The following is a 23,547-nucleotide window of genomic DNA, read 5'->3' on the forward strand; positions in this document are numbered from 1 at the left end:
AATCAGAGAACAAGCATGTCGATCTTCCTCACCAAGGACTCCAAGGTCATCGTCCAGGGCATCACCGGCGGCGAGGGCACCAAGCACACCGCGCTGATGCTCAAGGCCGGGACCAACATCGTCGGCGGCGTGAACGCGCGCAAGGCCGGCACGACCGTCACCCACGGCGACGTCGAGCTGCCCGTCTTCGGCACCGTCAAGGAGGCCATCGAGGCCACCGGTGCCGACGTCTCCATCGCGTTCGTCCCGCCCGCCTTCTCGAAGGACGCCGTCATCGAGGCGATCGACGCCGAGATCGGCCTCCTCGTCGTCATCACCGAGGGCATCCCGGTGCAGGACTCGGCCGAGTTCTGGGCGTACGCGCAGGAGAAGGGGAACAAGACCCGCATCATCGGCCCGAACTGCCCCGGCATCATCACGCCGGGCGAGTCGCTCGTGGGCATCACCCCCGCGACGATCACAGGCAAGGGCCCCATCGGCCTCGTCTCGAAGTCGGGCACCCTGACCTACCAGATGATGTACGAGCTGCGCGACCTCGGCTTCTCGACCGCCATCGGCATCGGCGGCGACCCGATCATCGGCACGACGCACATCGATGCGCTCGCCGCGTTCGAGGCCGACCCCGAGACCAAGGCGATCGTCATGATCGGCGAGATCGGCGGCGACGCCGAGGAGCGCGCGGCCGACTTCATCAAGGCGAACGTCACCAAGCCGGTCGTGGGCTACGTGGCGGGCTTCACGGCTCCCGAGGGCAAGACGATGGGCCACGCCGGCGCCATCGTCTCGGGCTCCGCGGGCACCGCGCAGGCCAAGAAGGAGGCCCTCGAGGCCGCGGGCGTGAAGGTCGGCAAGACGCCGTCCGAGACCGCCGCGCTGCTGCGCGAGGTCTACGCGTCGCTGTAGCCACTGGCGCGTCCGAACGGGCGGGATCCGCTGCTCCGGCAGCGATCCCGCCCGTTCGCGCGTTCCGGGGTACCGTCGCGGTGTGACCCGCAGATTCGGCCTCGACTTCCTCACCTTCGTCCCGTATCCGGAGGGGCCCGAGCAGCCGGGCGACGCCGCGCGCAGCCTGGAGGACGGGCTCGCCCTCTTCGAGCTCGCCGAGGAGCTCGGCTACGGCACCGGCTGGGTGCGGGTGCGCCACTTCGAGCGCTTCCTGGCCTCGCCGATGACCTTCTTCGCGGCCGCCTCGCAGCGCACGCGGCGCCTCCGCCTGGGCACCGCCGTCATCGGCGCGCGCTACGAGGCGCCGATCCGCCTCGCCGAGGACGCGGCGACCGTCGACCTGCTGTCGGGCGGCCGCCTCGATCTGGGGGTGAGCAGCGGATTCGCGCACCTCGCGTCGGTCTTCGACGGTGTCTTCGGGCAGGGCGAGGGCGAGTTCCGCGCCGAGGCTCAGGAGCGGATCCGCCGGCTGCGCGAGGCCCTCTCGGGCGAGGTGCTCGGGATCGCCGAGTCGGCGCTGATGTCGGTGCCTGTCGGCGATCCGCTCCTCCAGCATCCGCACGCCCCGGGACTCGCGGACCGGATCTGGTACGGCGCCGGCACCGTCTCCTCCGCGGTGCGCGCCGGCGAGCAGGGCATGCACCTGCAGGTCTCCACCCTCAACACGGAGGAGACCGGGCTGCCGTTCGCCGAGCAGCAGGCGGTGCAGATCCGCGCCTACCGCGAGGCGTTCCGCGCCGCGCATCCGGAGCGGACGTCGAAGGTCACTGCCGGCCGCATCGTGCTGCCGCTCCTGGACGACGCCGACGAGCGGGCCCACCGCGCCTTCATCGACGGCTACCTCGCGCGGATGAACGACGACGGCACACCGCGCACGGCCGACCGCTCGATCATCGCGGCTCCCATGCGCTTCAGCCCGCTGCACCTCGGCTCGCCGGAGGAGATCGTCGCGTCGCTCGCCGCCGATCCGGCCCTCGCGGAGGCGGACTCGCTGACGCTGACGCTCCCCGCGGTGGGCGGGGTGGAGTCGCACCGCCGGATCCTGCGGACGGTGGCCGAGCGGATCGCACCCGAGCTGGGCTGGGCACCCGAGCGCTAGCCGGCGGGACGCCTCCGCTCGAGCAGGACCTGCACCGGCCGCTGCAGCAGCAGGACCAGTAGCCACCAGAGCGAGGGCACCGCCATCGCGAGCACGAACGCGAGCACCAGCAGACCGAACGGCACGAGCGCCCGGCGCAGGGGCGCTCCGGCGACGCCGTCCCGCAGCAGCTCCGGGCGCCGCTCCAGGTGCCTCTCGATCAGCACCAGCGCGCCGCTCATCACGACCATGGTCCCGACGTAGAGGCCGATCGTCCCGCGGGAGTCGGGGAGCAGCGCGATCACGCCCGTGGCGAAGGGGAAGAACGCCACGGCGGCGAGCCAGAGCAGATCGAGCCGGAGCAGCACGCCGTCGTAGTCGTCGGCACGCTCGAAGACGCGGTGGTGCGGGATCCAGAACACGGCGATCAGGACGAACGACAGGGCGAAGGCGAGCACCTGGTCGAGGTGGTCGTCGAGGAGCGCCGGCACGCCTCCTCCGCTCTCGGCGATCTCCGGAGCGAGCTGCACGAGCGGCAGCACCAGGAGGGTGATGGCGATCGCGACGGTCGCGTCCGAGAAGTTGACGAGGCGGTCCAGTCCCCGAGGGGTGCGGACGGGACGGGCAGAGGCCCGAGGACGCCTGCGCCTCGCCCATCGGTCCAGCGGCTCCAGGAGCAGGAGCAGCAGCAGCCAGAGCATGTTCACCGCGGGCACGGTCACCGCGAGGACGAGCGCGACGCCGAGCAGCCCGAGGACGATCAGCGGGCGGGACAGCGGCTGCGGGGCTCCGGCGCCGAGCGCGGGATCCCGGCGCAGCAGCAGCCGCATCCCGAGGGTGGCGGCGCTCGCCGCGATGACCACTCCGATGTAGAGGGCGAAGACGGACGGATCGTCGGTGAAGACGGTCGAGAGCAGGTTCGCCGCGAACGGCAGGAGGACGATCGCCGCGAGCCAGACGAAGTTCACGGCGACGAGCGCGGGGGAGTAGCCGCGCACCTCCTCGAAGACGGCGTGCTGCACCAGCCACAGGCGTCCGATGACCGCGAAGGTCACGACGAACGCCGCCAGCGTGCCGGAGTGGTCCGCGAGCAGCGGGCCGACGTCGTCGTACCCGCCCTCCTCGACGACGTCGACGAGCGGCAGCACCAGGAACGTGATCGCGATCGCCGTGACGGCGTCGCTGAAGTTCACGAGCCTGTCCAGTCCGCGTTCGGTCCGCTCGGCCGGGGTCTTCGTCACGAGTCGACAGTAGGGCGTGGCGGCGCGCGCGGCAGGAGGGCGGGAGGCCGCGCGCGGCGCCGCGACCGGACGCGGACCCGCCGGTAGGCTCGTCGCGCCTATGAACCGGATCACCGTCGCCCTCCTCGCCGCCTTCGACGCCGCGCTCTCGGCTCTCCTGGGCATCGCGATCACGCTCGTCCCGCTCACCGTGCTCTGGGCGGTGCAGTACGACACGGCCGTCGACTGGGCCGTGTTCTGGCGCCTCTCGGCCGACGCCTGGCTGATGGGCCACGGTGCCGACCTGCGGGCGAGCCTCGCCCCCGACTCGGCGCTCGCCCTGGGGCTGCCCGGCGGCACGGACGCCTTCACCGTCACGATCGCGCCCCTCGCCTTCGCGCTGCTCGCGATCCTCCTCGGCGCCCGCACCGGACGCCGGGCACAGGAGTCGCCGTTCCGCTTCATCGGATTCACCGCGGCGATCGCCACCTACTTCGCCATCGCGTTCCTGGTGACGCTCGGGTCCGCCACGGAGTCGGCGACGATCGCCCCCGTGCAGGGTGCCGTCCTGCCACCGCTCGTGTTCGGTCTCGGAGTCGCGATCGGAGCGGTCCTCCACTCCGCCCGCAGCGGCGAGAGGGACCGGCTCGGCGAGCTGATCTCGGACGCGGCGGCCCGGCTGCCGGAGCCCGCGCTCCCGCTCGTGCTCACGTCGCTGCGAGCCGGAGCGCTGGCGGCGGCCGGCGTCGTCGGCGCCGCCGCGGTGCTCGTCGCCGTGCTCCTCGTCGTCGGGTACACCTCGGTCGTCGCGCTCTACGAGGGTCTGGGCTCGGAGGCGCTCGGCGGGCTCGTGCTGACGCTCGGTCAGCTGGCCTTCGTGCCCGACCTCGTGATCTGGGCGGCGAGCTGGCTGATCGGGCCGGGCTTCGCCCTCGGCGCGGGCTCGTCGGTCGGACCGGCCGGGACCCTGCTCGGGCCCGTGCCGTCGATCCCGGTCCTCGGAGCCCTGCCGCAGGGCGACCTGCCGTTCGGGTTCCTCGGACTCCTCGTCCCGATCCTCGCCGGGTTCCTCGCGGGGTGGCGCGTCCGCCGCCCGCTGATCGAGGCGGTCGACGGGCGCTCCCTGCTGCGCTGGGGTGCGGTCGCCGCGGCCGGCACCGGAGTGGTCGGGGGCGTCGTCCTCGGGCTGCTCGCCTGGGCGGCGGCGGGCTCCGCCGGGCCGGGGCGGCTCGCGGTCGTGGGGCCGGATCCACTCGTCGTCGGCGCGATCGCCGCGCTCGAACTGGCCATCGCCGCCGGACTCGGCCTGGCCGCAGGCAGGCCCCCGCGCGACTGAGCGCGGTGGTCCCGGGCGGAGGCCTCCCCCTAGACTTGCGCAGTGCTGAAGCTCGTCGTACTGATCTCCGGCGGCGGTTCCAACCTCCGCGCCCTCCTGGAGGCGACCCGGGACGACCGCTTCCCGGCGCGCGTGGTCGCCGTCGGCAGCGACACCGACGCGGAGGGGCTGCGGCACGCGGAGGCGTTCGACGTCCCCTCCTTCACGGTCACCCCGCACGCCTTCGCCTCCCGCGACGCGTGGGGCGAGGAGCTGCTCGCGAGCATCCGCGAGTGGGAGCCGGACCTGGTGGTCTGCGCGGGATTCATGCGGATCCTGCCTCCCGTCGTCGTCGACGCCCTCAGCCCGCGGATGATCAACACCCACCCCGCCCTGCTCCCGCTGTTCCCCGGTGCCCACGCCGTGCGCGACGCGCTCGCGGCCGGCGCGACCGAGACCGGGGTCACCGTGCACGTGATCGACACCGGAGTCGACACCGGCCCCGTGATCGCCCAGGAGAGCCTCGCCGTGCTCCCCGGCGAGAGCGAGCACGCTCTGCACGAGCGCATCAAGACCATCGAGCGTCGCCTGCTGGTGCAGACGGTGCTCGACATCGCCCACGGAACCGTCGATCTCGAGGAGCTCGCCCGAGCATGAGCATCACCGCCCACGACCCCAGCAGCTACGACGACCGCGACGTCGTACCCGTCCGCCGAGCGCTGATCTCGGTCAGCGACAAGACCGGGCTCCTCGAGCTCGCGGCGGCGCTCGCCGCCTCCGGTGTCGAGCTCGTCTCGACCGGATCGACGGCCGCTACGATCCGCGACGCGGGCCACGAGGTGACCGACGTCTCCTCCGTCACCGGCTTCCCGGAGTCGCTCGACGGCCGCGTGAAGACGCTGCACCCCGCCGTGCACGCCGGCATCCTCGCCGACCTCCGCCTCGCCTCTCACCGCGAGCAGCTCGAGCAGCTCGACATCGCCGCGTTCGAGCTCGTCGTCGTCAACCTGTACCCGTTCCGCGAGACGGTCGCCGGCGGAGCGGACCCCGCGACCGTCGTCGAGAACATCGACATCGGCGGACCCGCCCTGGTCCGCGCCTCGGCCAAGAACCACGCGAACGTGGCCATCGTCGTCGACCCGGCCGACTACTCCGGAGTCGTCGCCGCCCTGGCCGACGGCGGCACCACCCTCGCCGCCCGCCGCACCCTCGCGGCCCGCGCCTTCGCGCACACCGCCTCGTACGACTCCGCCGTCGCCGCCTGGTTCGCCGGGCAGGAGGGCGACGGATCGGAATTCGGCGGCGCCGTCGAGATCCGCGGCACCCTGAAGCAGGTCCTCCGCTACGGCGAGAACTCGCACCAGAAGGCCGCGCTCTACGTGTCGCCCGACGGCACCGGCATCGCGCAGGCCGAGCAGCTGCACGGCAAGGAGATGTCGTACAACAACTTCGTCGACGCCGACGCGGCCGTCCGCGCCGCCTACGACTTCGTCCTCCCCGCCGTCGCGATCATCAAGCACGCGAACCCCTGCGGCATCGCGATCGCGAGCACGAAGGCCCTCGACCCCATCGCCTCCGCGCACCGCCGCGCCCACGAGTGCGACCCGGTGTCGGCCTTCGGAGGCGTCATCGCCGCGAACCGCCCCGTCACCCTCGCCATGGCCGAGACCGTGAAGGAGATCTTCACCGAGGTGCTGGTCGCCCCCGCCTTCGAGCCCGAAGCGCTCGAGGTGCTCAAGACGAAGAAGAACCTGCGCCTGCTGCAGTTGCCCTCCTTCTACGCCCCCGTCGAGACCGAGTTCAAGCAGATCTCGGGCGGCGTCCTGATCCAGGAGCCCGACCGCTTCACGGGAGGCCCGGGCGAGGTCAGCTCCGGCTGGGAGCTCGTCGCCGGGGAGCCCGCCGACGCGGACACGCTCCTCGACCTCGAGTTCGCCTGGAAGGCCTGCCGCGCCGTGAAGTCCAACGCGATCCTCCTCGCCAAGGGCGGCGCCTCCGTCGGCGTCGGCATGGGCCAGGTCAACCGCGTCGACTCCTGCCACCTCGCCGTCACCCGCGCCGGCGACCGCGCCCCCGGCTCCGTCGCCGCCTCCGACGCCTTCTTCCCCTTCGCCGACGGCCTCGAGGTCCTCCTCGCCGCCGGAGTGAAGGCCGTCGTCCAGCCCGGCGGCTCCGTCCGCGACGCCGAGGTCATCGACGCGGCGAAGCGCGCGGGGATCACGATGTACACGACGGGGGAGCGGCACTTCTTCCACTGAGCGCGGAGCGCTCAGTGGAAGAAGGTGTTGCCTTCCACGCCGCTCCTCGCGCGGCGTGGCGCGGTCGGCTTCGCGACGGCGTGAGTTCCAGGGAGCGGGGTGCGTCGCCCGCCGCGGGAATCGCTTGGCACGCGATTCCCGCTGAGCGGGCTCGCCCTTCGGGCATCGACCCATCCAGGACTCGGAGCCTGCCGGGACTCGGGGTGTGCCTCGCCCTGCGGGCGTCGAGTTTGGGTGTCCTCGCCCTGTGGGCGTCGAGTTTGGGTGTCCTCGCCCTGCGGGCGTCGAGTTCTCGTGTCCTCGCCCTGCGGGCGTCGAGTTCTCGTGTCCTCGCCCTGCGGGCGTCGAGCTGACGTGTGCCTCGCCCGGAGGGCGCCGGCTTCCTGAACGCCCCGCTTCGCGGGTGTCGAGTGCTGCGGCGGCGGACGGTGCTGTCGAGCAGTGAGGGGTCGCGATCCGGGCGCAGGTCGGTGGGTGGAGGGCGTTCCGCGTCCAGTCGGAGGCGGGGGCGAGGGCGACTGGTCGTGAAGCGGTGCTCGGGCGGGAGTGGGGGCCCGGTGCGCGTCCAGTCGTGAGGCACGGGCGGGACGGTGCTTCGTGCGGGAGTCGCGGCGGCGCGCCTGAGAGGCGTCGAGGGGGTGCTCGGGGAGGGGCGGAGGAGAGCGCGTAGGGTCGGCGGGTGCCTACCGACTCGACGCCCGACTCCGTGACCGCCCCCACGCTCGGACGGAGGGTGCTGCCGGCGATCGCGGCGGCGGCGGCCACGGCGGTCGCGGCCCACACGGCGAATCTGCTCGCGTTCTTCGTCGGCAACCAGCTGCAGCCCTCGTCGCTGCCGCAGGTGAACGCCTACTTCCTGCTCTCGAGCCTCCTGGCCTTCGTGGTCCTGGGGGTCCTGGCCGTCGCCGGACTGCTCGCGCGGCGGTGGACGGCGGCGCTCGCGGGACTGCTCGCGGGAGTGGTCGGCGCGTTGTCCGGCACGCTCGTGCAGGCGTCCGCGAGCGGCGCCCCGATCGACGGGACCGTCTGGATGTCGATCCTGGCGACGCTGGGCGGTCTGAACCTCCTCTTCGTGGTGGCGTTCACCGTCGCGGCCGCCACGCTCGGCCGCCGGATCGCCCTGTCGCTCGCCCCCGCCCGCGAGGAGCGGGAGGCGCCCGCGCGCCGCGTCGCGATCATCCGCCAGCCGACCCCGAACCTCGGCGACGGAGAGCTCACCCACCTCGAGCGCGTGCCGGTCGACCAGGTGACGGCGGAGGCGCAGTGGGAGGAGTACGTCGACGCCCTCGAGGCCGCCGGATGGGAGACGGTCCAGGCGGCGACGGCGCCGGACCACCCCGATTCCGTCTTCGTCGAGGACGCGGTGGTCGTGTTCGGCTCGCACGCCGTCCTCGCTCGCTCGGGTGCCGAGTCGCGGCGAGGCGAGAGCGCCGGTGCCGAGGAGGCGGCGCGCGCGCTCGACCTCACCGTGCACCGCCTGGAGGCGCCCGCCACCCTCGACGGCGGCGACGTGCTGAAGATCGGCCGCACGGTCTACGTGGGCCGCGGCGGTCGGACGAACGCCGAGGGAGTCGCGGCGCTGCGCTCGATCGTCCGCCCCCTCGGCTGGACGGTCGTGGCGGTGCCGCTCACAAAGGCGCTGCACCTCAAGAGCGCGGTCACGGCGCTGCCGGACGGCACGGTCATCGGCTGGGAGCCCGTCGTCGACGAGCCCCGCCTCTTCCCCTCTTTCCTGCCGATGCCGGAGGAGCCCGGTGCGCACGTCGTCGTCCTCGACGAGGACACCCTGCTGATGGCGGCGTCGGCGCCCCGCAGCGCCGAGCTCCTCCGCGGGCTCGGCTACACCGTCGTCGCGGTCGACATCTCGGAGTTCGAGAAGCTGGAGGGCTGCGTGACCTGCCTCTCCGTCCGCGTCCGCTGACCGCCGACGCGATCGGGGGATCCGCGACGGCTCCGGGTGGACACCTCCGCGAGACCGGGTATAGCCTTCAAGGCTGCCCGGAGCCGGACTCCGCGGCACTCGTCCTCTCCGGCGCCCGACAGCGCCCTCCGCTCCTCGCCGCGAAAGCACTCCTGTGTCCGCACCCTCCTCCCCGTCCGCACCGTCGTCCCCGACCGCCCGGCGCCCGAGCACCCTGACGGTGCTGCTGCGCCTGCTGCCGTTCGTCGGCGACACCCTGCCGCGCCTCAGCCTCGGCATCGTGGTCGCCCTCGTGGCGAGCCTCGTCTCGCTGGCCATCCCGATCGTCCTCCAGCGACTCGTCGACGGGCCGCTCACCGACGGAGCGAGCTCCGGTGATCTCGGTCCGCTGATCGGACCCGTGCTGCTGGTCCTCGGCCTCGGTGTGCTCGAGGCCGTCGCGATCGCCCTGCGCCGCCGGATGGTGCTGACCCCGAGCACGCGCGTCGAAGCCCGGATGCGGACCGCCCTCTACCAGCGCCTGCAGGACCTGCCCGTCTCGTTCCACGATCGCTGGCAGAGCGGGCAGCTGCTGTCCCGCGCCGTGAGCGACCTCAGCCTCATCCGCCGCTGGATCGCCTTCGGCTTCGTGCTGCTGGTCGTGAACGCTCTGACGATCCTCGTCGGCTTCGGCGTTCTCGTGTACTGGAACCCGATCCTCGGCGTCCTCTTCATCGTCTGCTCGATCCCCGTCTGGATCTACGGCTTCCTCTTCGAGAAGCGCTACTCGAGCATCGCCCGTCGCAGCCAGGACCAGGCGGGGGATCTTGCGACCACCGTCGAGCAGTCGGTGCACGGCATCCGCGTGCTGAAGGCGTTCGGCCGCGGCAAGCACGCCCTCGAGGGCTTCGCCGATCAGGCGGAGCTGCTGCGCGGTACCGAGATCGCGAAGGCCAAGGCCATCGCGGGGATCTGGCTGATCCTCCTCCTGGTCCCCGACGTCGCGTTCGCGCTGTGCCTGCTCGGCGGAGTGTTCCTCGCCGCCGACGGCCAGCTGAGCGTCGGCGAGCTGTTCGCCTTCTTCGCCACCGCCACGGTGCTGCGCTGGCCGGTGGAGTCGATCGGGTTCCTCCTGTCGATGACCTTCGACACGCGCACCGCCGTCGACCGCTACTTCGAGGTGATGGACAGCCACAACACGATCACCGACCCGGAGTCGCCCGAGACGATCCCGGAGCCGCGCGGCCGGGTCGTGTTCCGCGACGTCCACTTCCGCTACCAGGACGCACCCGACAGCACCGCCGACCTGCTCGACGGCGTCGACCTCGAGGTCGAGCCGGGCGAGACGATGGCCCTGGTCGGAGTGACGGGGTCGGGCAAGACGACGCTGACCGCGCTCCTTCCCCGCCTCTACGACGTGACCGCAGGCTCGATCGAGATCGACGGAGTGGACGTGCGCCGCCTGCGCCGCGAGGAGCTCCGCTCGCACGTGGGCATGGCCTTCGAGGACGCCACGCTGTTCTCGACGTCCGTCCGCGAGAACGTGCTCCTCGGGCGTCCCGAGGCGAGCGAGGAGGAGCTGCTCGAGGCGCTCGAGATCGCCCAGGCCGACTTCGTGCACTCCCTCCCCGACGGCCTCGACACGACGGTCGGCGAGGAGGGGATGAGCCTCTCGGGCGGGCAGCGGCAGAGGCTGGCCCTCGCCCGGGCGATCGCTGCGCGGCCGTCCGTGCTGGTGCTCGACGACCCGCTGTCGGCGCTCGACGTCGACACCGAGGCCCGGGTCGAGGCGGGCCTGCGCCGCGTCCTCGGCGACACGACCGCGCTGATCGTCGCCCACCGTCCGTCCACGGTCGCGCTCGCCGACCGCGTCGCGCTCCTCGAGGAGGGGCGCGTCACCGCCGTCGGCACCCACAGCGAGCTGCTGGCGACGAGCCCCCACTACCGCTTCGTCGTCTCGAGCCTCGAGGAGGACGAGCAGTCCAGAGCCCCCGGCGCCGAGCGCGTCGGCTCCCGGCCCGCCCCGATCGATCAGGAGACGACCTCATGAGCACGCTCGGCTCCCTCGAGGAGCGCGACGACCTCACGCGCGCGGAGTCCGCGGCGATGCGCCGCCGCTCGCTGCGACTCCTCGGGTCGCTGCTGCGGCCGCTGCGGACGCGCCTCATCCTGACGGCGGTGGTGGTCGTGATCTCCACGGCGGCGCAGGTCGCCGGACCGGCGCTGATCGCTGCCGGGATCGACAACGGCCTGCCCGCGGTGCTCGACGGCGACGCGACGCCGCTGCTGCTCGCCGTCGGCGCGTACATCCTCACCGGCCTCACCGGCGCCCTCCTGGTCGCCTGGTACACGGTGCTCTCGGCGCGGGTGAGCCAGGCGATCCTCCTGGACCTCCGCAAGCGCGTGTTCCTGCACACGCAGAGGCTCAGCCTCGAGTTCCACGAGAACTACACCTCGGGCCGCATCATCTCGCGGCAGACGAGCGACCTCGACTCGATCCGCGAGCTGCTCGACTCGGGCATCAACCAGCTCGTCCAGGGCGCGCTCTACATGGGCTTCGTGGCGATCGCGCTCGTCTCGCTCGACCCGCCGAGCGGTCTCGTGCTCGCCTGCGCGCTCGTCCCGCTCGCGATCCTGACCCGCTGGTTCCAGAAGCGGTCGCAGGCGCTCTTCCGCGGCACCCGCGTCGCGTCGTCGCGGCTGATCGTGCAGTTCGTCGAGACGATGACCGGCATCCGCGCCGTGCAGGCCTTCCGCACCGAGACGCGCAACGAATCGGTGTTCGGCGAGCTCGTCGAGCGCTACCGCGTCACCTACAAGCGCGTGTTCGCCCTCTTCGGGACCTTCGATCCCGGTCTCGTGCTGATCGGCAACGTGACCGTCGCGGTCGTCCTGCTGCTGGGCGGCATCCGCGTGCTCGACGGCGGACTCGAGATCGGGGCCCTGCTCGCGGTCCTGCTCTACACGCGCCGGTTCTTCGATCCGATGGAGGAGATGGCGATGTTCTACAACTCCTACCAGTCGGCCGCCGCGGCGCTCGAGAAGATCTCGGGCGTGCTCGCGGAGGAGCCCGGCGTGCCCGACCCCGCACGCCCGATCGACCTCTACGAGGCCCGCGGACGCATCGCCTTCGAGGGCGTGCGCTTCGCCTACACCGCCGACCGCGAGATCCTGCCCCGCTTCGACCTCGACATCCCCGCCGGGCAGACGATCGCCCTGGTCGGATCCACGGGCGCAGGCAAGTCCACGCTCGCGAAGCTCCTCTCGCGCTTCTACGACCCGACCGACGGAGTGGTGACGCTGGACGGAGTCGACCTCCGCTCGCTGCATCCCAAGGACCTCCGCCGCGCGATCGTCATGGTGACGCAGGAGGCGTACCTCTTCTCGGGGTCCGTCGCCGACAACATCGCGATCGGCCGGCCCTCGGCCACCTACGACGAGATCGTGGGCGCTGCGAAGGCGGTCGGGGCGCACGAGTTCATCGTGTCGCTGCCGGACGGCTACGACACCGACGTGAACAAGCGCGGCGGGCGCGTCTCGGCCGGGCAGCGCCAGCTGATCTCGTTCGCGCGCGCGTTCCTCGCGGACCCGGCGGTGCTCATCCTCGACGAGGCGACGTCCTCGCTCGACATCCCGAGCGAGCGGCTCGTGCAGCAGGGTCTGCAGACCCTGCTCGCCGATCGGACCGCGGTGATCATCGCGCACCGGCTGTCGACGGTCGCGATCGCCGACCGGGTGCTGGTGATGGAGCACGGGCGCATCGTCGAGGACGGGACTCCGGCCGACCTGATCGCCGGGGAGGGCCGCTTCGCCGTGCTGCACGCCGCCTGGCGGGACTCGCTGGTCTAGGGGCCGGCGGGCGGACCGGTCCAGCGGGCGGTCCGCGCGTCGACGCGGTAGCCGCTCGGCGTCTCGACCAGGGGAGTGCCCTCCCGCTCGTACTCGACGCGGGCGCGGTCCTCGTGGCCGATCGGAGGGGCGCCGCCGGAGCGGACGACGCGCCACCACGCGGTGTCGGAGCCGTAGCGGGCCATCACGGTGCCGACCGCGCGGGCGGCACGGGTTCCGAGTACCGCGGCGATGTCTCCGTAGGCCATGACGCGGCCGGGAGGGATCGAGTCGACGACGGCCAGCACGGCCGTGACGAAGTCGGGCTCGGAGCCGATCCGCTCGGACATCCCGTCGCGAGGATCCCGAGCGGTCAGAGCTTCAGAGCCCCGATGTTCTCGCCGTACGGGGTCTCGCCGACGACCTCGAAGCCGACCCAGCGGAAGAACTGATCGGGACCGTCCTCGCCGGACTCCCAGATCACGGTGAGGGTGTCGAAGCCCCGGCTGCGCGCCTCGTCTGCGGCGGCGCGGACCGCGAAGGTGCCGACTCCGCGACCCTGCTTCGCCGCGTCGATGTTGATGCGCCAGATGCAGCTGCGGAACTCCTCCGCCGCGTTCTCGTCGAAGTGCGCGTGGAGGAACCCGACGAGCTCGTCGCCGTCGAGGATCGCGCGCTGCCAGGCGGCTCCGGGATCGATCACGGCCGCGGCGGCGGAGTAGGAGACGGGCGCGACGAACTGCTCCTGGCCGGGTTTGAGGCTCAGGCCGTTGACGGCGGAGATGTTCGAGGCCGACAGCTCTTCCAGACGCAGTGCACTCATGCGGTCAATCTAGCGGGCCGCTCGGCGGGCGGCATCCTCCCGGCGGACGAGGCATCGTCCGGCGACCCGGCCGTTCGCGGGAACTCTCTCGACGTCGAGAGACTTGGCCCCTCCGGTAAGCTGACGGAGGCCGTCTGACGCGGCCGAGAGCCGCCCGTCCCGCGCAGAGGCGGGGCGCTTCACGAGACCATGGGAGAGCAATGTCCAAGATCAAGGTTGAGGGAACCGTCGTCGAGCTCGACGGCGACGAGATGACGCGGATCATCTGGCAGAAGATCAAGGACACCCTCATCCACCCGTACCTCGACGTGAACCTCGAGTACTACGACCTCGGCATGGAGCACCGCGACGCGACCGACGACCAGGTCACGATCGACGCGGCGCACGCCATCCAGAAGCACGGCGTCGGCGTCAAGTGCGCGACCATCACGCCCGACGAGGCGCGGGTCGAGGAGTTCGGCCTGAAGAAGATGTGGAAGTCGCCCAACGGCACGATCCGCAACATCCTCGGCGGCGTGATCTTCCGCGAGCCGATCATCATCTCGAACATCCCCCGCCTGGTGCCGGGCTGGAACAAGCCGATCATCATCGGCCGCCACGCCTTCGGCGACCAGTACCGCGCCACGGACTTCGTCTTCAAGGGGAAGGGCACGCTCACCGTCGAGTTCACCCCCGAGGACGGCTCCGAGCCGATGAAGTTCGAGGTCTACAAGGCGCCCGACGACGGCATCGCGCAGGTCCAGTACAACCAGGACGCGTCGATCCGCGACTTCGCGCGCTCGTCGCTGAACTACGGCCTGACCCGCAACTACCCGGTCTACCTCTCGACGAAGAACACGATCCTGAAGGCCTACGACGGCCGTTTCAAGGACATCTTCGAGGAGATCTTCCAGACCGAGTTCAAGGAGCGCTTCGACGCCGCCGGCCTCACCTACGAGCACCGCCTCATCGACGACATGGTCGCCTCGGCCATGAAGTGGGAGGGCGGCTACGTCTGGGCCTGCAAGAACTACGACGGCGACGTGCAGTCCGACACCGTGGCACAGGGCTTCGGCTCGCTGGGCCTCATGACCTCCGTGCTCTCGACGCCCGACGGCTCCGTCGTCGAGGCCGAGGCGGCGCACGGCACGGTCACGCGCCACTACCGCCAGCACCAGGCCGGCAAGCCCACCTCGACGAACCCGATCGCCTCGATCTACGCCTGGACGCGCGGCCTCGCGCACCGCGGCAAGCTCGACGGCAACCAGGAGCTGATCGACTTCTCGCTCGCCCTCGAGGACGTCGTCATCAAGACGGTCGAGTCCGGCAAGATGACGAAGGACCTCGCGCTGCTCGTCGGCCCCGAGCAGGGCTGGCAGACGACGGAGGAGTTCCTCGCGACGCTCGACGAGAACCTCAAGGCGCGCATGTCGGCCTGACCGCCGGCTCGCAGAGCACGCCTCGGCCCGCGGGATCCTCGGATCCCGCGGGCCGACCGCGTTCCCGGGGTCCGGGGGTGCTCAGAGCACGCGGGCGAGCCGATCCAGAGCCGCCATCGCGTCCGGCCCCGAGGGCATGAGCACGACGCTCGCGGCGCCGGCCGCGTGAAGCTCGGCGATCCGCGCACGGGCAGCCGAGGGAGTGCCGACGACCGCCAGCTGGTCCACCCACTCGTCCGGCAGGTCGCGGACGAAGGCCGCGCGATCGGCGCTCCGGTCGCGCAGGGCGCGGAACTCGGCGGCGAAGGGCAGCGGGTCGATGTGCGGCGCCCAGTCCGGCTCGCCGATCCACTCGAGGCCGGGGCGGACGAGGTCGCGCGCCGCCGAGGCGTCGTCGTCGACGGCGGCCACGTTGTAGGCGACGACGCGGCCCGCCGTGCCGAAGTGCCCGCGGGCGGCGGCGAGGTACTCCGGAGTCACCGGCTCGGCGAGCACGACGCCGTCGGCGATGCGGCCGGCCAGCTCGAGCGAGCGGGGTCCGCGGACGCCGGCGAGCAGCGGCGGGAGCACCGTCGGCGGGGTCTCGAGGCGGAGCGAGTCGACCGCGACGTAGCGGCCGTCGCGCGTCGTCTCCTCGCCCGAGAGCAGGGAGCGGACGGCGTCGAACTGCTCCTCGAGGAGCGTGAGCGGGCTGGCCGGCCAGATGCGCAGTCCGCGCATCCAGTGCGGCATGCCGTGGCCGATGCCGGCGTGCACACGGCCGGGGAACAGCTCGGCGAGCGTGCCGAGCTCCATCGCGGTGAACGCGGCAGTGCGGGCGGCGGCGGGGAGGATGCCGATGCCCACGACGATCCGCTCGGTCGCGGCGAGGACGGCAGCGGCCTGGGCGATGCCGCCGCGGAAGCCGAGGTCCTCGACGACCCACAGCTCGTCGAAGCCCGCGGCCTCGGCGCGGTGGGCGTAGGGGAGGACCTGGGAGGCGGGGAGGTCGCGGGGGAGCAGGAGTCCGACGGCGGCGTCGGGAGTCGTGGCGCGCATGAGGCCAGCGTACGGCGGAGCCCGCGCAGGGATCGGCGGGGCGGCCGCTCGCGCGCGCCGCCCCGCCGGAGGGTCCGAGCTACTCCGAGTGCGCCTCGCTCAGCTGCACCTGCTCGGGGTGCGAGGTGGAGACGACCTCGATCTTGCGGGAGCGCGCCTTCTCGGACACGGGGATCGTGACCGACAGCACGCCGTTGTCGTACGACGCCGAGATGCGCTCGGTGTCGACGCCCTGGCCCAGGCTCAGCTGGCGCACGAAGGTGGCGGACTGGCGCTCCCGGGTGATCCAGGTGACGCCGTCCCCGCTCGCGACGGTGCGCTGCGCGCGGATCGTGAGCAGCTGCCCGTCGACGTCCACATCGACGGAGCCGGGGTCGATGCCCGGCAGATCGGCGGTGAGCACGTAGTGGTCACCGTCCCGGTACAGGTCGATCGGCATGCGGCGGGGGCCCTGGCCCGAGCCGAAGAGGGCGGAGGCGAAGCGGTCGAGCTCGCGGACGGGGTCGTAGGTGACGGCCATGGGAATCACTCCATTCGGTCTGGCAACGGATGAGTCTCGAGTTGAGTCGACTCGACTCAACTGCCTCGAATTTAGCACTCGCCCCCGGAGAGTGCCAACGGGAGACGTCACCCTTTCAGGTACTTCGTTACCTGTTCGTAACAGAGCCCGGCAATCGAGTTCGTAGGGTCGTTTCTATGCGGGAACCGATCCGGTTCCCAGCGACTGCGAGTAGAGGACATCGTTTGCCGATCCAGCCCTTCCACCCACCGAGAGTCCGACGCGCGGAGAGGCGGATCCTCGCGGGTCTCGCCGTCCTCGGTGTCGCCGCCTCCGCCGCCTTCGCCGCCACGGGCGCCAGCGCCGCCCCCGTGATCGGGAGCGCCTCCCTCGTCGGCGGCCTCTCGTCGCTGCAGAGCTTCGACGACGGCGACTACGTCGTCACCCTCGTCGAGCCGTCCGCCGCGACCTACGAGGGCACCGACGCCCGCTTCGCCCGCACCGCACCCGACGCCGGGGCGCAGCTGCAGGCCCGCTCCGCTCCGGTGGAGGACTACGCCGAGCACCTGGAGAAGCGCCAGGACGCCGTCGCCGCCGCAGTCGACGCGCGGATCGGCTACCACTACACGGTGGCCCTCAACGGCTTCTCGGCCACCCTCACCGGTGCGCAGGCGAGCGTCCTCGCGAACCGCAAGGACGTCGCGCAGGTGCGCGAGATCGAGGACCTCACCCTCGACCGGGCCCGCGGAGCCGCTCAGGCCTCTCCGCTCGTCACGGCGGAGCCGGGAGCCGGCACTCCCGTGCCCGACACCGGGCAGCAGCGCTCGACCGACTTCCTCGGCCTCGAGGGCGAGGACGGCGTCTGGAACGCGGTCGGCGGCGTCGACGCCGCAGGAGCGGGCATCGTCGTCGGTGTCATCGACTCCGGCATCGCGCCCGAGAACCCCTCGTTCGACGGACCGCCCCTGGCCACGTCGCCGGGAGCCGCGCCCTACACCGACGGCGAGACCATCACCTACCGCAAGTCCGACGGCGGCGAGTTCGTCGGAGCGTGCGAGACCGGCTCCGACTCCTCCCAGCAGTGGGACGGCGACGAGTGCAGCCAGAAGCTGATCGGCGCGCGCTGGTTCCTCGGCGACTCCGAGAAGGTCGGCTCGGACGACAACCCCGAGTTCCTCTCGCCCCGCGACGCCGACGGGCACGGCTCGCACACCGCGAGCACCGCCGCCGGCAACGCGGATGTCGAGGCGAGCGTCGACGGCTACGACTACGGCACCATCTCGGGTGTCGCTCCGGCGGCGAAGGTCGCGGCCTACAAGGTCTGCTGGAACGGCGACGTCGAAGGCACGGACGACGACGACTTCTGCTCCGGCCCCGGCATCCTCGGCGCGATCGAAGCGGCCGTGAAGGACGGCGTCGACGTGATCAACTTCTCGATCGGCGGCGGCTCGGCGACCTCCACTCTCACCCTCTACGACGAGGCGTTCCTGAACGCCGCGGCGGCGGGCGTCTTCGTGGCGGCCTCCGCGGGCAACTCCGGCCCCGACGCCTCGACCCTCGACCACGCCTCGCCGTGGTACACCACGGTCGCCGCGTCCTCGATCCCGTCCTACACCGCGACCGCCACCCTGGGTGACGGCCAGGCGTTCGTCGGCGGCTCCATCTCGGTCCACGAGGACCTGGACGCTCCGCTGGTGAACAGCGCCGACGTCGTGCGCTCCGGCACCGAGACGCCGGAGATCTGCGCGCCCGGCACGCTGGACCCGGACAAGGTGAAGGGCGCCGTCGTGGCCTGCACCGCGGGCACCACCGCCCGCGTCTCGAAGTCGGCCGAGGTCGAGCGGGCCGGCGGCGTCGGCATGCTGCTGCTGAACCCGACCCCCAACGCGCTCCACGTCGACGACCACTCGGTCCCGACCATCCAGATCGACTCCCAGGCCTACGAGGCGATCACCGAGTACGCCTCCACCGACGGCGCGACCGTCGAGCTCAGCGAGGGCAACCTCACGGGCGCCGAGATCCCCGTCCCGCAGGTCGCCGGCTTCTCGTCGCGCGGCCCGGCCGAGGCCGACGGCACCGACGTGCTCAAGCCCGACCTCACGGCTCCCGGAGTGGCGATCCTCGCCGACTCCTTCAACGAGGAGGGCGACGACCCGGCCTTCGCGTTCGAGTCGGGGACCTCGATGTCCTCGCCGCACGTGGCGGGACTGGCCGCGCTGATCCTGGGCGTCTCTCCGACCGCCTCCCCGTCGGCCGTGAAGTCGGCCATGATGACGACCGCATACGACAGCGTCGACCAGGCGGGTGACCCCTCCACCGACGTCTTCGCGCAGGGCGCCGGGCACGTCGACCCGACCGCGTTCCTCGACCCGGGACTGCTCTACGAGAGCGGCCCGACCGACTGGATCGCGTTCCTCAAGGGCGCGGGCTACGTGTTCGACCCCGACTTCGCGGTCGACGCCATCGACCCGTCCGACCTCAACCAGCCCTCGATCGCCATCGGCTCGCTCGCGGGCACGCAGACGGTCACCCGCACGGTCACCGCGACCGGTCCCGGCGCCTACACCGCCTCGATCGACGTGCCCGGGATCGACGCCGTCGTCTCGCCCCAGACCCTGACCTTCGGGGCGGCGGGCGAGAGCGCCGAGTACACGGTGACCTTCACGACCGAAAACGCCGAGCTCGCCGAGTTCGCGACGGGCTACCTCACGTGGACGAGCGCCGAGCACGAGGTGCGCAGCCCCGTGGCCGTGCGCCCGGTGCTGCTCGACGCGCCCTTCGAGGTCTCCGGCTCCGGCTCGACCGGGTCCACGACCGCCACGATCACGCCCGGCATCGACGGCGCGCTGCCGCTCTCGCCGAGCGGACTCGCCCGGGGAGTGCTGGCCGAGGACGAGTCGGCCGAGGACGGCCACTCGGGCGTCCTGCCCGCGGGGGAGACGTTCGTGACGAGCGTCGAGGTGCCCGAGGGCGCGACCTTCGCGCGCTTCGACCTCGATGCGATCGACGACACGTCCGACCTGGACCTGTACGTCGAGCTGCTGGACGCCGACGGTGAGCCCGCGGGCGAGGCCGTCTCGGCCACCGCCTCGGCCGACGAGCGGGTCGACCTCGACTCGCCGGACGCGGGCACCTACCGCGTGACCGCCGACATCTACGCGGTCGGATCCGACGACACCGTCGCCTTCGACCTGCGCAGCTTCGTCGTCACCGAGGAGGGCGGCGTCGGCTCGCTCACCACCGAGCCCGAGACCGTGGACGCCGTGCTCGGCGAGCCCACGTCCTACTCGGTCTCGTGGTCGGACCTGTCGGGCCCCGCGCAGTACCTCGGGCGCATCGCCTATGCGGACTCGGGACTCGCGACGCTCGTGAGCGTCGACGTGACCGAGGACGTCTCGCCCGGACCGCAGCCGACCGCGACGCCCACGGCCGAGCCGACCGCGACCCCCGCGCCGACCGGTGCGCCGGAGCCGACCGCGACTCCGACCGCCGGCCCGACCGCCGGCCCTGCGCCGACGTCGTCGCCGACCTCGGGACCGGGCCTGCCCGGCACCGGCGGACCGGGTCACCTGCCCTCGACGGGCTTCCAGGGCGGGCTCCTCGGAGCCGCCGCACTGGCGCTGATCGGTGCCGGAGCGGTCATCACGGGAGTCCGACGCCGCGCTGTGGCGCTGCGTGAGGAGACCGCGGCGGAGTAGTCGCTCCGCTCGACACGACGGCCGTCCTGCTCGCTCCTCCGGGAGCGGCGGGGCGGCTGTCCGTCGTCGGTGGCGCTCCCGGGGGATCGAGCGCCGTCGCCGGCGCTGCTACGAGATGGAGCGACGCCCGGCGATGACGCCCGAGACGATCGCGACGACGCCGAACGCGATCGCGACGACCGGCTGCCCGAGATCGAGCCAGGCGAGCGCGGCGGCTCCGAAGACGAGGAGCTCGATCAGCGAGCGGCCGTAGACGTCGATCGCGAGGACGGCGCGCGGCGAGAGGAAGAGGGCCCAGACGAGAGCGGCGAGAACGGGAGCGCCGACGCCGACGACGACATTCAGCGGCACGTCGAAGCTGCTGAAGCCCCAGAGGCCGAAGGTGATCAGCGCGAACAGCTCGAGCACGAAGCGCACGACGGCGTTCGGGCCGATCCGGGGGTCGCGGTCCGCTGCGGTCGCTCTCGCTGAATTCACGCCGACCATGCTAACCGGCCCGCCCCGGCGGAGTCCGGGAGTGTCTTGCCCTCTCGGAAAGTCTCTGCAAGACTTTCCACCATGGAAAACGACGACATCCTCCGCGAGCTGTCCGCCGACCGCGCCCGTCTGGCCGACCGCGTCCGCACCCCCTGGTGGCTCGGCGTCGGCTTCGGCGTGGTCGCCGCGCTCTTCGTGGTGCGCCCCGCCGCCGGCGAGGACCTGCCCGGCGGGATCCTGCCCGCGCTCGCCCTCGGCGCCGTGCTGCTCTGGGCCTACCGTCGCGCGACCGGCGTCGCGCTCGGACGCCTCGGCGCGATGCCCTGGCTGCTCACCGGCGCGGCGCTCGTCCTGGTGCTCGCGCTTTATAGCGTCGCCCTCGGCTTCGCCTCGTTCGATCTGCACGGCTGGGTGGCCCTGCCGACGGCGGTGGCGTTCGCGGTCGGAGTCGGCGCCACCTTCGCCTTCACCGCCTCGGCCCGCGAACGGATGCGCCGTGTCCGCTGAGGCGCGGTTCGACGAGGTCATCCACGCGCCGCTCCGGCTGCGCATCTGCGGCCTGCTGCGCGCCGGCGACGGAGTCGACTTCGGCGTCCTGCGCGACACTCTCGGAGTGAGCGACGCGACGCTCTCGAAGCACCTGAAGGTCCTCGCCGACGCCGGCTTCACCAGCAGCGTCAAGAGCTCCTCCTCCACCCGGAGCGACTCGCGGCGCGTGACCTGGGTGTCGCTGACCCGGCCCGGAGCCGCCGCGTTCGACTCGCACGTCCGGGCCCTCCGCGCCATCACCCTGGGGGAGTGACGCCTCCGACGTCGCCCGGGCTTCCCATACTCTTAAAACGAGAGTATTCTCGCGATCATGACACCTCCGCTCCCGCCCACGGCGTTCTGGATCCTCACCGTGCTGTCGCGAGGGAGGAGGCACGGCTACGCGATCCTGGCCGAGGCCCGCGAGCTCTCCTCGGGAGATGCAGTGCTGAAGGTGCCGACGCTCTACTCCGCCCTCGAGCGCCTCACCGCTGACGGCCTCGTGGCGGTCGACGGTGAGGAGGTCTCGGACGGACGGCTGCGGCGGTTCTTCCGGCTGACCGGGGCGGGTGGGAAGGCTCTCGCCACCGAGCTCGCCCGACTGCAGGTCATGGTCGAGCAGGGGAGTGCAGCGCTGCGCGAGCGTCCGGAGGGGGTCGTCGCGTGAGCGCCGAGCGCCGCTACCGACGCCTCCTGCGCTGGTACCCGGAGGACTGGCGGAGCGAGCACGGAGAGGTCGTCCTCGGGATGCTCCTCGACGACGCGGATGCCGCGGGCCGCGACGGCCCGGACGCCGGCGAGGTGATCGGACTCGTGATCGGCGGGATCGCCCAGCACACCTGGCGGAGGAACGACCGCCGCCGTACCACCGCGACGGCGCTCATCGTCGCGGCGGTGCTGGCGCTCTTCTACACGGTCACCGTCACCTGGAGCCCGAGCACGGCGTACGCCGGCTTCCTCGGTCCGTTCTCGAACCCCACCGTCCTCGTCGCATCGGCGCTCGCCGTCGCCGCCGGTCTAGCCCTCGCCGGTCGCACCGGAGCCGCCCGCCTGCTCGCGGTCGCCTCCGTGGCGGGGCTCGTCGTGCTCGTCGTCGCCGCCGAGCGCTCGGGCTGGATGGGCCCGGGCGTCGGCGTCCTGGCCCTGCTCGCTCCGCCTGCTCTGTCGGGCGCGCTACCGCCGAAGGACGTCCGCGGAGTCGCGCGGGACGCGGCCGCGGCGACCGCCCTCGTGGTGGTGCTGCTCGGCGCCGGGATCGCGGCGAGCTACTCCGCCCTGCTCGTCGAGCTCGTCGCCCCCGACGTGCCGCTGCCCGCCGTCGACCTCGAGTTCGCCGCGTTCGCCGCCGCCGCGCCGCTCCTGGCTCTCGCCGCGAGGTGGCCGCTCCGTCGGCGGCCGAGGCCCGCTGGCGCCGCTACTTGAAGATGATCGTGCGCGCCCCGTCGAGCAGCACGCGGTCCTCCGCGAACCACTTGACGGCCTGGGTGAGGGTGCGGCTCTCCTCGTCCTGACCGATCGCGACGAGCTGCGCGGGGGAGTGCGAGTGGTCGACGCGCACGACGTTCTGCTCGATGATCGGACCCTCGTCGAGGTCGCTCGTGACGAAGTGGGCGGTCGCGCCGATCAGCTTCACGCCGCGCGCGTGCGCCTGCTTGTAGGGGTTCGCGCCCTTGAAGCCGGGCAGGAACGAGTGGTGGATGTTGATGGCGCGGCCGGCCAGGCGCGCGCAGAGCTCGGGGGAGAGGATCTGCATGTAGCGCGCGAGCACGACGAGCTCGATGTCGTGCTGCTCGACGACCTCGACGACCCGCTCCTCGAACGCCCGCTTCGACTCCGGCGACACGACCGGGCGCGACTCGAACGGCACTCCGTAGAACTCGGCGAGATCGCGCAGCGCCCCGTGGTTCGACAGGATCAGCGGCACGTCCACCGCGAGCTGCCCGGCGCGCTGGCGGAACAGCAGGTCGTTGACGCAGTGCGCGGCCGTCGAGGCCAGCACCAGGGTCCGGAGGGGCCGCCCGACGACGTCCAGCCGCCAGGTCATCCCGTAGTGCTCGGTGATGGGCTGCAGCGCCCGCTCGAACTCCTCGCGGGTCACGGGTGACTCCACCTGAAGGCGCATGAAGAAGCGGCCGGTGTCGGCGCTCGAGAACTGCTGGCTCTCGGTGATGTTGCCGCGCGCGTGCACGACCGCGCCCGAGACGGCGTGGACGATGCCGGGCAGGTCCGGGCACGCGAACGTGAGGGTCCAGTGGTTGCCGGGACCTCGGTCGCCGACCCCGGTGAACTCGGTGCCGGTGGGCACGGGCCGGTCGGAGGCGGGCGCTGCGGGGTCGGACTGCATCCGCCCAGGATAACGGCCGGGAGCCGTCCGTCCTGGACCCCTCCGTGCGCCCGCGGGTAGGCTGGCAGCGGTCGTCGGCACTCCCCGCGGCCCCGGGCGCGCACGACGGCGCGCAGCCGATCCTCCGCCCTCGGGCCGCCACCGCCTCGAGCGGGGCCGCCGCCGCGGCAGGACTCGC

The 23,547-nt window shown here is 72.3% G+C and carries 21 protein-coding genes; 14 read left to right on the forward strand and 7 right to left on the reverse strand.

Going from position 1 to position 23,547, the window contains the following annotated elements:
* The first annotated feature begins 15 nt into the window (after positions 1 to 15).
* Positions 16 to 903 (forward strand): succinate--CoA ligase subunit alpha, encoded by an 888-nt coding sequence (gene sucD, locus ASF46_RS04410; RefSeq protein WP_055787509.1) that lies wholly within the window; start codon positions 16 to 18, stop codon positions 901 to 903.
* Positions 904 to 985: 82 nt separating this feature from the next.
* On the forward strand, positions 986 to 2,044 hold the full coding sequence (locus ASF46_RS04415; protein WP_162240159.1) for an LLM class flavin-dependent oxidoreductase: 1,059 nt from the start codon (positions 986 to 988) through the stop codon (positions 2,042 to 2,044).
* Here the strand turns inward: ASF46_RS04415 and ASF46_RS04420 are convergent.
* Positions 2,041 to 3,264, reverse strand: a complete 1,224-nt coding sequence (locus ASF46_RS04420; protein WP_056866552.1) for a TMEM175 family protein — start codon at positions 3,262 to 3,264, stop codon at positions 2,041 to 2,043. The two genes, ASF46_RS04415 and ASF46_RS04420, sit on opposite strands and share 4 nt — an antisense overlap.
* A gap of 100 nt (positions 3,265 to 3,364) precedes the next feature.
* On the opposite strand from ASF46_RS04420, the gene ASF46_RS04425 reads away from it, so the two are divergent.
* From ASF46_RS04425 to ASF46_RS04450, 6 genes are all read left to right on the forward strand, one after another.
* Positions 3,365 to 4,579 carry a DUF6350 family protein gene (locus ASF46_RS04425; RefSeq protein ID WP_056866553.1) on the forward strand — a complete coding sequence of 405 codons (1,215 nt, stop codon included), beginning with the start codon at positions 3,365 to 3,367 and terminating at the stop codon, positions 4,577 to 4,579.
* 42 nt (positions 4,580 to 4,621) lie between these two features.
* Positions 4,622 to 5,215, forward strand: a complete 594-nt coding sequence (gene purN / locus ASF46_RS04430) for a phosphoribosylglycinamide formyltransferase (protein ID WP_055787518.1) — start codon at positions 4,622 to 4,624, stop codon at positions 5,213 to 5,215.
* A complete protein-coding gene (gene purH, locus ASF46_RS04435; RefSeq protein WP_055787521.1) occupies positions 5,212 to 6,816 on the forward strand; it encodes a bifunctional phosphoribosylaminoimidazolecarboxamide formyltransferase/IMP cyclohydrolase in 1,605 nt (534 codons plus the stop codon). Before purN ends, purH begins: the two co-directional genes overlap by 4 nt.
* A gap of 679 nt (positions 6,817 to 7,495) precedes the next feature.
* The gene (gene ddaH, locus ASF46_RS04440; RefSeq protein ID WP_327205454.1) at positions 7,496 to 8,737 is read left to right on the forward strand and encodes a dimethylargininase; all 1,242 of its coding nucleotides are present in this window, start codon (positions 7,496 to 7,498) and stop codon (positions 8,735 to 8,737) included.
* 154 nt (positions 8,738 to 8,891) lie between these two features.
* The gene (locus ASF46_RS04445) at positions 8,892 to 10,766 is read left to right on the forward strand and encodes an ABC transporter ATP-binding protein (RefSeq protein ID WP_082485244.1); all 1,875 of its coding nucleotides are present in this window, start codon (positions 8,892 to 8,894) and stop codon (positions 10,764 to 10,766) included.
* Positions 10,763 to 12,565, forward strand: a complete 1,803-nt coding sequence (locus tag ASF46_RS04450; protein WP_056866555.1) for an ABC transporter ATP-binding protein — start codon at positions 10,763 to 10,765, stop codon at positions 12,563 to 12,565. Before ASF46_RS04445 ends, ASF46_RS04450 begins: the two co-directional genes overlap by 4 nt.
* Here ASF46_RS04450 and ASF46_RS04455 read toward each other — a convergent pair.
* Both ASF46_RS04455 and ASF46_RS04460 read right to left on the reverse strand, forming a co-directional pair.
* Entirely contained in the window at positions 12,562 to 12,894 is a 333-nt protein-coding gene (locus tag ASF46_RS04455; protein ID WP_056866556.1) for an MGMT family protein, read from the reverse strand. The genes ASF46_RS04450 and ASF46_RS04455 overlap by 4 nt on opposite strands.
* Before the next feature lie 23 nt (positions 12,895 to 12,917).
* Positions 12,918 to 13,367 (reverse strand): GNAT family N-acetyltransferase, encoded by a 450-nt coding sequence (locus tag ASF46_RS04460; protein WP_055787533.1) that lies wholly within the window; start codon positions 13,365 to 13,367, stop codon positions 12,918 to 12,920.
* 200 nt (positions 13,368 to 13,567) lie between these two features.
* On the opposite strand from ASF46_RS04460, the gene ASF46_RS04465 reads away from it, so the two are divergent.
* On the forward strand, positions 13,568 to 14,785 hold the full coding sequence (locus ASF46_RS04465; protein WP_056866557.1) for an NADP-dependent isocitrate dehydrogenase: 1,218 nt from the start codon (positions 13,568 to 13,570) through the stop codon (positions 14,783 to 14,785).
* An 81-nt stretch (positions 14,786 to 14,866) separates the two neighbouring features.
* Here the strand turns inward: ASF46_RS04465 and ASF46_RS04470 are convergent, their stop codons facing one another.
* Both ASF46_RS04470 and ASF46_RS04475 read right to left on the reverse strand, forming a co-directional pair.
* Positions 14,867 to 15,823 carry an LLM class flavin-dependent oxidoreductase gene (locus tag ASF46_RS04470; protein WP_056866558.1) on the reverse strand — a complete coding sequence of 319 codons (957 nt, stop codon included), beginning with the start codon at positions 15,821 to 15,823 and terminating at the stop codon, positions 14,867 to 14,869.
* Between the two features lie 79 nt (positions 15,824 to 15,902).
* Entirely contained in the window at positions 15,903 to 16,343 is a 441-nt protein-coding gene (locus tag ASF46_RS04475; RefSeq protein WP_056866559.1) for an Hsp20/alpha crystallin family protein, read from the reverse strand.
* 224 nt (positions 16,344 to 16,567) lie between these two features.
* Here ASF46_RS04475 and ASF46_RS04480 point away from each other — a divergent pair, with 224 nt between their 5' ends.
* Positions 16,568 to 20,020, forward strand: coding sequence for a S8 family serine peptidase (locus ASF46_RS04480; protein ID WP_056866560.1), 3,453 nt, complete (start codon positions 16,568 to 16,570; stop codon positions 20,018 to 20,020).
* Between the two features lie 108 nt (positions 20,021 to 20,128).
* Here the strand turns inward: ASF46_RS04480 and ASF46_RS04485 are convergent, their stop codons facing one another.
* Positions 20,129 to 20,497 carry a YrdB family protein gene (locus ASF46_RS04485; RefSeq protein ID WP_235576850.1) on the reverse strand — a complete coding sequence of 123 codons (369 nt, stop codon included), beginning with the start codon at positions 20,495 to 20,497 and terminating at the stop codon, positions 20,129 to 20,131.
* Positions 20,498 to 20,578: 81 nt separating this feature from the next.
* Between ASF46_RS04485 and ASF46_RS19685 the strand changes: the two genes are divergently transcribed.
* The 4 genes from ASF46_RS19685 to ASF46_RS04505 are packed head-to-tail and all read left to right on the forward strand — an operon-like array spanning position 20,579 to position 22,447.
* On the forward strand, positions 20,579 to 21,004 hold the full coding sequence (locus ASF46_RS19685; RefSeq protein ID WP_056866562.1) for a hypothetical protein: 426 nt from the start codon (positions 20,579 to 20,581) through the stop codon (positions 21,002 to 21,004).
* Positions 20,994 to 21,299 carry a transcriptional regulator gene (locus ASF46_RS19690; protein ID WP_056866563.1) on the forward strand — a complete coding sequence of 102 codons (306 nt, stop codon included), beginning with the start codon at positions 20,994 to 20,996 and terminating at the stop codon, positions 21,297 to 21,299. Before ASF46_RS19685 ends, ASF46_RS19690 begins: the two co-directional genes overlap by 11 nt.
* 57 nt (positions 21,300 to 21,356) lie before the next feature.
* A complete protein-coding gene (locus tag ASF46_RS04500; protein ID WP_056866564.1) occupies positions 21,357 to 21,692 on the forward strand; it encodes a PadR family transcriptional regulator in 336 nt (111 codons plus the stop codon).
* On the forward strand, positions 21,689 to 22,447 hold the full coding sequence (locus ASF46_RS04505; RefSeq protein WP_056866565.1) for a hypothetical protein: 759 nt from the start codon (positions 21,689 to 21,691) through the stop codon (positions 22,445 to 22,447). The genes ASF46_RS04500 and ASF46_RS04505 overlap by 4 nt, the downstream gene beginning before the upstream one ends.
* Here ASF46_RS04505 and purU read toward each other — a convergent pair.
* A complete protein-coding gene (gene purU / locus ASF46_RS04510; RefSeq protein WP_082485247.1) occupies positions 22,440 to 23,369 on the reverse strand; it encodes a formyltetrahydrofolate deformylase in 930 nt (309 codons plus the stop codon). The genes ASF46_RS04505 and purU overlap by 8 nt on opposite strands.
* Positions 23,370 to 23,547: the final 178 nt, after the last annotated feature.

The organism is Rathayibacter sp. Leaf296, assembly GCF_001423045.1.
GTDB lineage: Bacteria > Actinomycetota > Actinomycetes > Actinomycetales > Microbacteriaceae > Rathayibacter > Rathayibacter caricis.

Bases quoted from the DNA above. Each gene is read 5' to 3' on its own strand.
- sucD (WP_055787509.1), top strand. From the start codon at position 16: ATGTCGATCTTCCTCACCAAGGACTCCAAGGTCATCGTCCAGGGCATC.
- ASF46_RS19685 (WP_056866562.1), top strand. From the start codon at position 20,579: ATGGAAAACGACGACATCCTCCGCGAGCTGTCCGCCGACCGCGCCCGT.
- ASF46_RS04465 (WP_056866557.1), top strand. From the start codon at position 13,568: ATGTCCAAGATCAAGGTTGAGGGAACCGTCGTCGAGCTCGACGGCGAC.
- ASF46_RS04460 (WP_055787533.1), bottom strand. From the start codon at position 13,367: ATGAGTGCACTGCGTCTGGAAGAGCTGTCGGCCTCGAACATCTCCGCC.
- ASF46_RS04475 (WP_056866559.1), bottom strand. From the start codon at position 16,343: ATGGCCGTCACCTACGACCCCGTCCGCGAGCTCGACCGCTTCGCCTCC.
- purH (WP_055787521.1), top strand. From the start codon at position 5,212: ATGAGCATCACCGCCCACGACCCCAGCAGCTACGACGACCGCGACGTC.
- purU (WP_082485247.1), bottom strand. From the start codon at position 23,369: ATGCAGTCCGACCCCGCAGCGCCCGCCTCCGACCGGCCCGTGCCCACC.
- ASF46_RS04425 (WP_056866553.1), top strand. From the start codon at position 3,365: ATGAACCGGATCACCGTCGCCCTCCTCGCCGCCTTCGACGCCGCGCTC.
- ASF46_RS04450 (WP_056866555.1), top strand. From the start codon at position 10,763: ATGAGCACGCTCGGCTCCCTCGAGGAGCGCGACGACCTCACGCGCGCG.
- ASF46_RS04455 (WP_056866556.1), bottom strand. From the start codon at position 12,894: ATGTCCGAGCGGATCGGCTCCGAGCCCGACTTCGTCACGGCCGTGCTG.
- ASF46_RS04500 (WP_056866564.1), top strand. From the start codon at position 21,357: ATGACACCTCCGCTCCCGCCCACGGCGTTCTGGATCCTCACCGTGCTG.
- ASF46_RS04470 (WP_056866558.1), bottom strand. From the start codon at position 15,823: ATGCGCGCCACGACTCCCGACGCCGCCGTCGGACTCCTGCTCCCCCGC.